Annotated in this window: 2 protein-coding genes; one reads left to right on the top strand and one right to left on the bottom strand. The window is 40.7% G+C overall.

The genetic code is table 11. The features are described from left to right. The coding region (locus tag R7Q38_RS24080) for a chemotaxis protein CheW (protein ID WP_318114589.1) at positions 1 to 362 on the bottom strand (362 nt) is incomplete at its 3' end. 548 nt (positions 363 to 910) lie between these two features. Between R7Q38_RS24080 and R7Q38_RS24075 the strand changes: the two genes are divergently transcribed. After that, on the top strand, positions 911 to 1,179 hold a 269-nt coding region (locus R7Q38_RS24075), incomplete at its 3' end, for an Hpt domain-containing protein (RefSeq protein WP_318114587.1).

Here is a 1,179-nt window from a genome sequence, read left to right as displayed (position 1 = left end):
GAAATACGGTGAATACGTGAAATGCTGTCGATTAGGAAGCCATTGGTCATCTTGTTGAAATCGGTAACGATAACAAACTTGCGTTCAAGGTCTTGTCGCGTAGGGACACCTAACCAACCAGCCAAATCGACTAAAGGCGTTAGGACATCGCGAGATGAGAACACACCAATCATATGAGGTTGCGCGTTCGGATAATCTGTCGTCTCAGGCACGCGAATCACTTCACGTACTTTGGCAACGTTAATACCGTAATAACAGGTTTTGGTGCTGCCGTCTGGCAATTGTTTTTCTAGGTGAAACTCAATAATTTCGAGTTCATTGGTACCACTTTCAGTCAAAATGGTGCTGGTTACGTTACTCATAGACCCAATATCCAAAAAACGCGTCAAGAAAAGGCTTGATGCAATACCGTAAAGAACTTCTTCCTACGGCAAAAAATCCAAGCGTCCTTTTTAGTCTTTACGACTGTGTTTGTAAACCTTCAAAAGGACGATTACTGCACACTTCCATCTCAAACAGTGAAAATATGTCTCAATTTTGAACAAGACTTCGGTAGAGATTCTACTCTCCCGCCTTCGTTACGTTCTATAGCGGCCATAACACTGAAAAGTTTAGGAATAATTTGAGCGAATGCTTTATGCCACAAGCAAAGTTACAACTCAGAAGATAGCAATAAAATGCCACTCATTTCTAACATGAAGAAATTTGAAACGCAGCTATCGAGTGTAGTGCAGCAACCTCTCCCTTATTGGCTTCCTATTTTGATGTAAGAAAAGCCTCACAACCACAATAAAACATTAGATATCAATAATTTAGAATTAGTTTAAAAACAGCCCCATACTTGACCCGTTTCTTAAAATTAATAACTATTTATCTGTTCTTAATCAATAACAAACGATGCTCCACTTATATGAATTCAGACTCTTCTCTACATACTCAATGGTTAACTCACTTTCCAGCCGATATGCAACACCACATGGCAACGGTGTATCTGGAAACCATGACAGAAGATCTCGAAGCGTTAAAAGCGCATTTACACGAACCAAAACATTTACTCCAGACCGTGCACAAGATTAAAGGCGGGCTCGCACAAATAGGCTTAGAGCGTATTCATCAATCCGCTTTATTGACCGAACAATTGGGCCGATCTGATTCCCCCCTTTATCAAACGGCGCTAGA

The organism is Vibrio sp. Vb0598, from assembly GCF_033338935.1.
Classification (GTDB): domain Bacteria; phylum Pseudomonadota; class Gammaproteobacteria; order Enterobacterales; family Vibrionaceae; genus Vibrio; species Vibrio alginolyticus.
The sequence above is the reverse complement of the archived record's forward strand: the minus strand, read 5'-3'. Positions and strand labels throughout refer to the sequence as shown.